Source organism: Chamaesiphon sp. (assembly GCF_041737865.1).
GTDB lineage: Bacteria > Cyanobacteriota > Cyanobacteriia > Cyanobacteriales > Chamaesiphonaceae > Chamaesiphon.
This window is the reverse complement of the sequence record NZ_JBGSQZ010000047.1, coordinates 50941-58470: the sequence shown is the minus strand read 5'-3', so window position 1 is coordinate 58470 and position 7530 is coordinate 50941. Positions and strand designations below refer to the sequence as shown.

Genomic DNA, 7530 nt, shown 5'->3' with positions numbered 1-7530 from the left:
CTTGGTCTTCAAAGCTCAATTTACTAGGTCTTCCACTCTTTTTTGCTAAAACTTTTTCAGCCGCAATTACTTTTACCATCTCCAGAAATATTTCTGGAGTTACGCCACACAGCCGTTTGAACTCTGTTGGCTTTAAATTTTCAACTTGTTTATAGCTCATGATCGATCGATTCAATTTGGATCTATTGTATATCTCTCGATCGGACTTTTGCAGGAGGTCTATTGAGCGAAAATCCTTAACCCAAACTCACGTTAAATAACCTGAGTTCAGGTTAAGGATATTTGCTCCGTTCTCAACCCGCCTACGATTGAAATCGTGGCTTATAATGCAAAGTCCGCCTACGCCGACTGAGTTTGTTAGTCCGCGTAGGCGGACTTTGCACCACAAGCAGAGACTTTAGTCTCTAGGCACCTCTTATCCCGAACTCATGTTAAGTTAGGGTAGATCGATCAGTGCCGCAGTCGCCGACTGATAGCGATCGTTGAAATGGTAGGCAACCATTTTAGTCAAGACTCGGACGAGCGAGGGAGAGACAGTAACCAGATCTTGCCAGAGTAGATTACCCGTACTCTCATCTACAGGTAGATAACGGGGATGAGTATTAGTCAAAGCCTGGATCGCGATCGAGCCTAAAGCATAAATATCGCTGGTATAGTTAGGCTGACCAGCATACTGTTCTGGCGGTGTATAGCCACGAGTACCGATCGAGATCGTCAGACTACCTTCATCGGCAACTTGCGGCTGAATCTCTTTCACCGCGCCAAAATCAATCAATACTAGTTTATTGTGATGGCGATCTCGAATAATATTACCTGGCTTGAGATCGCGGTGAATCACCCGCTGAGTGTGGATAAAACCCAAAACTGGTAACAACTGGCGTAATAAGTCCAAAACTTGGGCTTCACTCCAGGGGACGGTGGCTACCTCTAGCTCCCGATCTAGTGGCGTACCGTCAATAAATTCCTGAACTAGATAAAACTCCTGCTGATGCTCGAAATAAGCTAGTAAATGCGGGATTTGGGGGTGATGTCCCAACTTAGCAAGAATCTCTGCCTCTGTATTAAATAACCGCCGTGCCAAATTGACAAAATTTGGATCGCGTCTGGCTGGTACTAGTTGCTTGATAACACACTGAGGTTTACCTGGAAGCTTGGTATCGCGGGCGAGATAAGTCACCCCAAAACCACCAGCACCGAGCGTATATTCGGCTTGGTAACGTCCGTCTAATAGATAATTGGGTGGCATCGCACCCGTGACTCGCTCTGATGCAGGCGTTTGCGCTTGTTTGACAGTGACATTTGGCTGGGAGGGCACCGTGAGATTTGGATTTAAGGTGTTACTAGCCATTGTCGTTGCTGGTAATTGTGTCAGCGGCAATGCGGTTGGCGGCGATGTCGCTAGTGGTAATGTCTGACTTAGCAACAGTTTGAGTTCGGCAATTGCTTGTTCTCGATCGCTTACCAGACTTTCCATCTCTCGCTGTCGCTGCTGGGTTTGGTAACTAGTCAAACCCAACATCCCAATACTACTTACAATTAACCCCACCAGTGGACTCACTACGGGAATCCAGCCAGTATGCAAGATCGCGACCGCAAATCCCCCCACCAGCAAAGTTGCAGCACCGCTAGCCGCCACAAATAATCGCACCGGATGGCGAACGTACCAGGCAATTAGACTCCCAGTCAGACACCACCCACCGATCCAGACTCCTTCGAGCCAGTCGGGAATAACCCACCATAGCGGCTGTCCATCTAGCACTGCACTGAGAATCTGACTGATAATCTGAGTGTGTACCATCACCCCTGGCATCGTTGCATCTTCGGCTTTTCCCGCACTATAGGGAGTCAGAAATTCATCCTTGAGGGAACTAGCCGTAGAACCGATCGCGACGATCCGACCCGCGATCGATTTAGGATCGACTCGATCGTTCAACAGATCCGAAACCGTCACAATCGGTGCGACATTATTCCGCGAACGATAGTCGAGCAAAATATGGTAGCCACCAAGTTCGGCATCTTGATAGCCCCCATCAGTCCCAGAGATCGGGCTAAAATGGGCTGAGGCGATATGAAACTGTTGATTCGAGTCAAATCTACCTTTAATTTGATGTCGCCGCAAGAGGTATTCTTGGGCGAGTTGGAGAGCTAAACTAGTTTCACTAGTACACGGCGATTTGGGATCGCGAGACATAAACAATAAGGCACGGCGGACGATACTATCTCGATCGAGCGATACATCTACAAACCCCAATTGTGCTGCTGGAATCCCTGGTGGCCCAGCAATGCCTGGGTTTTTGAGATTGCGGTGGTGACAGCCAGGAACAATCAAATCGTTGCTATCCCAGATTTTCGCCAACTCTGCGTGTCCTGGCTCGACAGGATCGGGGCGAAACACATCCAAGCCGATGACTGTAGCTTTAGCATCTGTTAGTTTTTGGATGACCTTGGCAATCGTGCGATCGGGTAATGGCCAAACCTTTTGGCGATTGAGATCTTCTTCAGTAATGGCGACGATCAGTAACCGAGGATCTGGCGGTAGGGGTGTCTTCTGGCGCATACTTTGGTCGTAAGCGGCTAGTTCGCCCATCTCCCACCACCCCAAGCTTTTGGTACCTAAAACTAGTCCCGTCAGCCCCAAACTGACACCCAAAATCGTCACTACTTGCCACGGTAGTCTGCGCCTAATTAAAGTTTTCCACGCTGATAGTTCGATCGCCACGAATATTGATGGGGGGGACTGAGTGACTGGGTGACTGGGGGATTTCTGATGCACAAAAGGGAAATCATACCTCGAATCCGCAATGCCTTAAATCATTATCCTACTGCAAGATCGAATCGCTATCCACCATTCACCATTCACCCCTTACCCTAGATATCTAATTTGAAACTCTCATCTATCCCATACCCACCTTGCACGCTGGACGGTTCGATAGTGCCTGAATATAATTGACTACGGCTGGATATGCTGACAAATCTAGCTTGAGCATCAAGGGAATGTAGATCAAAATCGAGCCGACAGCCACATCAGCAACGCTAAATTCATCACCCAAAAGATATTGATGTTTGCTTAATAGTTCATTTAGAGGCGTCATTAATTTCGGTAACTCCCGCTCTCGACTTTCTATTCCAAATATATTAGGGCCGAGTGTCGCATTAGCAAATAATGTCCACTGAGTGAGAATTGCTTGTTCTTCGATGGATAATTCTTTGCCACTATACTTGCGATCGAGATATAGCAAGATTGCTCCAGATTCATACAGCACAAAGTCTTCATCGACGATCGTTGGAACTTTACCAAAGGGATTTAACTTGAGAAAATCGGGTCGATCGTGTTCGCCTGTAGACATATCCAGTAGGATAAATTCATAATTTACACCCAATTCTTCTAAATACCATCGCACGATCGAAGCCCGACTTCTAGCACCGCCATATAGTTTTATCATATTAATTATTTCCGATAAGTGAATTGAATTAAATAAACTTGATGCATAAGATGGTGGGAAGTGCCCACCTTACTCGATGGTGCGTTACGCTTGCGCTAACACACCCTACAACTAAAGCCTAAAACCTAAATTCTAAAGCCTAATTCACGCTCGTAACTCAAAGCCCTTGAGATATTCCATCGCTTTATTTGGATCGAAAGCAACTCGATCGATAAACATCTCTGGTTGTTCGATTTTAAGTTGTCCTTTAGGCATACTCAACCAAAAAGATTTACCAATATCTGCATAAGCTTCGGTAGGATATAGCTGTTTAATTATCGCACCAGCATCTGCGGGATAGTTCGTAAGTTTCTGTTGACGCCAGCGTACCATCTGTGTAACTACCCAAGCAGCATGGGAGTGCCAGAGAAAGTTGGCATGATTGGGTTGTTGAAGATATTTCGTCGATTGAAAGTGAAAGATCTGAAAATCAGGAATTTTAACCACTTGTGATTTACTGTCAAATCCACCATAGTTATAACTACCCGCCAGAATTTTTTGCCAATTTTTGTTATTTCCGGCATCGGCATACTCCGATTTACCTAACAGTGGTGAAATCGCCGCCACATTTGCTGGGTTTTCACAGTATTGACAAGCTTCTAATACTGCTGCCATCATTGCCCTGGCAGTAATTGGATATTGCTTGAGCCAAGTATCTAAGGTAGCGAGAATTTTTTCAGGATGTCCGTGCCAAATATCTCGATCGATCGAAGCTGTAAACGCTTTTTTTTCGGCGAGCTGCTGTTGATTAAATAGTTCATCGGTGGCATAGCCAATAACCTTGCCACTATCTAATCCAGCGGTAATTTCAGCAGGAGCTAAAACTTGAAACTTTAAATCCCGCTCGGCATCAATCCCCATCGTCCCCAGCCAATATCTAGTCGTATAATTTGCCATCGCGGCGGGATGAGCGATCGCAAATACTGGCGGTTGCTTGAGTTCGCGAAAAAACTTATTATACCCTGCTTGTAACTCAGGCAAATTATTATAAGCTGGACGCGATCGCAACCCAGTTTTCCAAGCAACCTCACTCAGACTAATACTATTACCATTAATATTCAACCCCATCAAAGCAACTGTATTAGCACCATTTTTAATTGGCTCTTTATCTTTGGTTCTATTTCTGCGTCGGCGAGGCTTGTCCGCGTCTTCATCTTGCGCTGGCGACTTGTCTTTACCAAAATATTCCCAGAGTGGCATCGCAAATAGAGTTTGTGCGGCATCTAATTTACCACCGTGTAATTCCTGCTGGATTAGATCCCAAGTCGGCTGTTTTACCAGTGTGACATTCAAGCCATACTTTTTGAACATTCCTTTCTCTTTAGCAACTACCAACGGTAGAGAGTCTAAACTAGAAACAATTCCAATCTGGAGATCGGTTTTTTCCAACTTCCCAAAGTTCGCTGGTGGCTGAGTAAAATGAGTACTCCCTTGATTAGTACAAGCGGCAAAGGTCAAACCTGCTGCGGTGAGAGTACTATATTGTAGAAATTGGCGACGCTTCATTCAAGAATTGATAATTGATAATTGATAATTACCTTCGTTATGTTGAATTTTACAGGATGCTGTGACTTTTTGGGTTTTAGGCTTTAGGTTTTAGGCTTTAGGTTTTAGGCTTTAGGCTTTAGGCTTTAGGTAACGCAATCAGTCCCCTCATCCCCTCGTCCCATTGAACTTCACCACCCCGCTTACCATTGGCTCCCTCCAGCTTCACAGCCGCGTCTTTCAGTCCCCCTTGTCGGGAGTTACAGATCTAGTTTTTCGTCGCTTGGTGCGGCGATATGCGCCCGATTCGATGATGTATACCGAGATGGTACAAGCATCAAGCTTGAGACATCTCAAGGAGATACCGCGCATCATGGATATCGATGCCAACGAACGCCCGATTAGCATTCAGTTATTTGATTGTCGTCCTGACTTCCTGGGTGAAGCCGCTCAAATTGCTGTGCAGCAAGGCGCACAGACGATCGATATCAATATGGGTTGTCCAGTCAATAAAATTACTAAAAATGGCGGTGGTTCCTCATTACTCCGCGATCCTGACACCGCAGTCGCGATCGTCACAGCAGTAGTAAATGCTGTTAATATTCCTGTAACTGTGAAAACTCGAATTGGTTGGTCGGATGATGAAATTAATATCCTAGATTTTGCCCAGCGGATGCAGGATGCTGGCGCACAAATGCTCACAGTTCACGCACGAACTCGCGCTCAAGGCTATAACGGGACTGCCAACTGGGACTGGATTCGCCGCGTCAAAGCAGTACTCTCGATTCCTGTCATCGCCAATGGGGATATCTTTTCAGTCGAGTCTGCTGTTGCTTGTCTCCAGCAGACTGGAGCCGATGGGGTGATGTGTTCTCGTGGGACGCTGGGGTACCCATTTTTAGTGGGTGAGATCGACCATTTTCTCAAAACGGGAGAGCTGCTACCACCGCCAAGCTCGATCGACAGATTAGAATGTGCCAAGGAACATTTACAAAATTTGTATCTCTACAAAGGCGAACGTGGGATCTTGCAAGCTAGAAAACACTTGACTTGGTACGCCAAAGGGTTTTCAGGTGCATCAGAATTACGCACGCATTTACAGGAAATTAAGAACGTAGCCGCAGGTGTGGACTTACTCGATCGACAAATAGAACTATTAGCTCAATTGGTTTAGCGGCTAGAGACTGGATTCACAAATAACTAGCCACCTACCAATTATAAATTGCCGCGCAGGGCTGCAAGCAGAAATACAACAACTGGGCCAGCAATCGCAATCATCGCCACCATTGACAGTTGGGCGATTACTTCCCAGTTAATACTGAGCACACTATCAATAATACCGCTCAAAAAATCCATATATCCTCGCAAACAAACTTAAATTTATTATATAGCCAACAGGATCGGCGAGCCAATTTTATCTGCGTCTCGACGGGTTAGATTAATTTAGTTTACAAAAGTACATGGCTTCAGGTGTAGGGTGTGTTACCGCGAAGCGTAACGCACAATCGAGCAAGCAAGCTAGGCGTAGGGTGTGTTATCGCGAAGCGTAACGCACCATCTAGCCATATGAAATTTGCGATCGCCCACTCTACTTATGCAAATACCTAATAGACTGGATGAGTACTAATTGACTGACTAAAATATGTCTACTTGGCGGTGTATAAAGCAGTGTGGGGCTTGCTGTAACCTAGATCCGAGCGATCGACCCGATTTGGAGGAGTACTTGCCACCGGAGCAGATAGCCATCTATCTGAGCATGGTGGGGGAAGATGGCTGGTGTGTAAATCTCGATCGAGATACCCGTACCTGTCAGATTTATGAAGATCGTCCCGCCTTCTGTCGCGTCCAAGAAGATACATTCGTGGCGATGTTTGGGATCGAGCCAGAGGATTTGAATGATTTTGCGATCGCTTGTTGTCGCGAACAGATCGAGGGTGTATACGGAGATCGGAGTCTAGAGGCGATTCGATTTGACACAGAGCTAGGAATTTTGCTCTAAGTCTCGACCTTTGGCGATTGGTATGAGAAGATGAGAGGAATATGAAAACTTAGCTAAGTTCAGATTGTCCAGTGACTAGTCCTTTTACTCCAGAAACTTCTTCTCACGATGTCGCCGCTCAAACTATTGTTACTGAATCTGCCACAAGTCTTCAAAAATCGAGTGTATGGAGTACGTTCTTTTCGACGTTTATCACCATCTTCCTCGCGGAAATGGGTGATAAAACGCAACTAGCGACTTTATTATTGAGTGCTGAGTCCCAATCACCGTGGATTGTATTTATTGGTTCGGGGACGGCTCTGATCGCCACTAGTTTGGTAGGGGTATTATTAGGGCGTTATCTGGCGAAGGTATTGTCACCAAAAACGCTAGATATAGCCGCTGGAGCTTTACTGATGATAATTTCGATTCTCTTGCTAGGAGATGTCGTACAACTCTAAAATCTTATTCTTGCCATCTCATCCCTTCCTACCCAAGCAATAGACGATTCACCATTCACCATTCACCATTCACCATTCACTCACTACCCTAGATATCTAATTTGAAACTAGCACACGACTAAAT

7 protein-coding genes are annotated in these 7530 nt (G+C 45.8%); 3 read left to right on the top strand and 4 right to left on the bottom strand.

Annotated features, from left to right (window positions below; all coding sequences use genetic code 11):
- Window positions 1–436: 436 nt before the first annotated feature.
- From ACEW9J_RS03450 to ACEW9J_RS03440, 3 genes are all read right to left on the bottom strand, one after another.
- Window positions 437–2719 carry a CHASE2 domain-containing protein gene (locus ACEW9J_RS03450; RefSeq protein ID WP_373543740.1) on the bottom strand — a complete coding sequence of 761 codons (2283 nt, stop codon included), beginning with the start codon at window positions 2717–2719 and terminating at the stop codon, window positions 437–439.
- A 175-nt stretch (window positions 2720–2894) separates the two neighbouring features.
- Window positions 2895–3443 (bottom strand): glutathione S-transferase family protein, encoded by a 549-nt coding sequence (locus ACEW9J_RS03445; protein WP_373543739.1) that lies wholly within the window; start codon window positions 3441–3443, stop codon window positions 2895–2897.
- A 144-nt stretch (window positions 3444–3587) separates the two neighbouring features.
- Window positions 3588–4988 carry a CmpA/NrtA family ABC transporter substrate-binding protein gene (locus ACEW9J_RS03440; RefSeq protein WP_373543738.1) on the bottom strand — a complete coding sequence of 467 codons (1401 nt, stop codon included), beginning with the start codon at window positions 4986–4988 and terminating at the stop codon, window positions 3588–3590.
- 163 nt (window positions 4989–5151) lie between these two features.
- On the opposite strand from ACEW9J_RS03440, the gene dusB reads away from it, so the two are divergent.
- Window positions 5152–6141 carry a tRNA dihydrouridine synthase DusB gene (gene dusB / locus ACEW9J_RS03435; protein WP_373543737.1) on the top strand — a complete coding sequence of 330 codons (990 nt, stop codon included), beginning with the start codon at window positions 5152–5154 and terminating at the stop codon, window positions 6139–6141.
- 41 nt (window positions 6142–6182) lie between these two features.
- On the opposite strand, the gene psb30 is transcribed toward dusB, so the two are convergent.
- Window positions 6183–6323, bottom strand: coding sequence for a photosystem II reaction center protein Ycf12/Psb30 (psb30, locus tag ACEW9J_RS03430; RefSeq protein ID WP_373541427.1), 141 nt, complete (start codon window positions 6321–6323; stop codon window positions 6183–6185).
- Between the two features lie 286 nt (window positions 6324–6609).
- Between psb30 and ACEW9J_RS03425 the strand changes: the two genes are divergently transcribed.
- Together ACEW9J_RS03425 and ACEW9J_RS03420 are read left to right on the top strand one after the other, a co-directional pair.
- The gene (locus ACEW9J_RS03425) at window positions 6610–6966 is read left to right on the top strand and encodes a YkgJ family cysteine cluster protein (protein ID WP_373543736.1); all 357 of its coding nucleotides are present in this window, start codon (window positions 6610–6612) and stop codon (window positions 6964–6966) included.
- Between the two features lie 71 nt (window positions 6967–7037).
- Complete coding sequence (locus ACEW9J_RS03420) at window positions 7038–7406, top strand: TMEM165/GDT1 family protein (protein WP_373543735.1); 369 nt, start codon at window positions 7038–7040, stop codon at window positions 7404–7406.
- Window positions 7407–7530 lie beyond the last annotated feature (124 nt).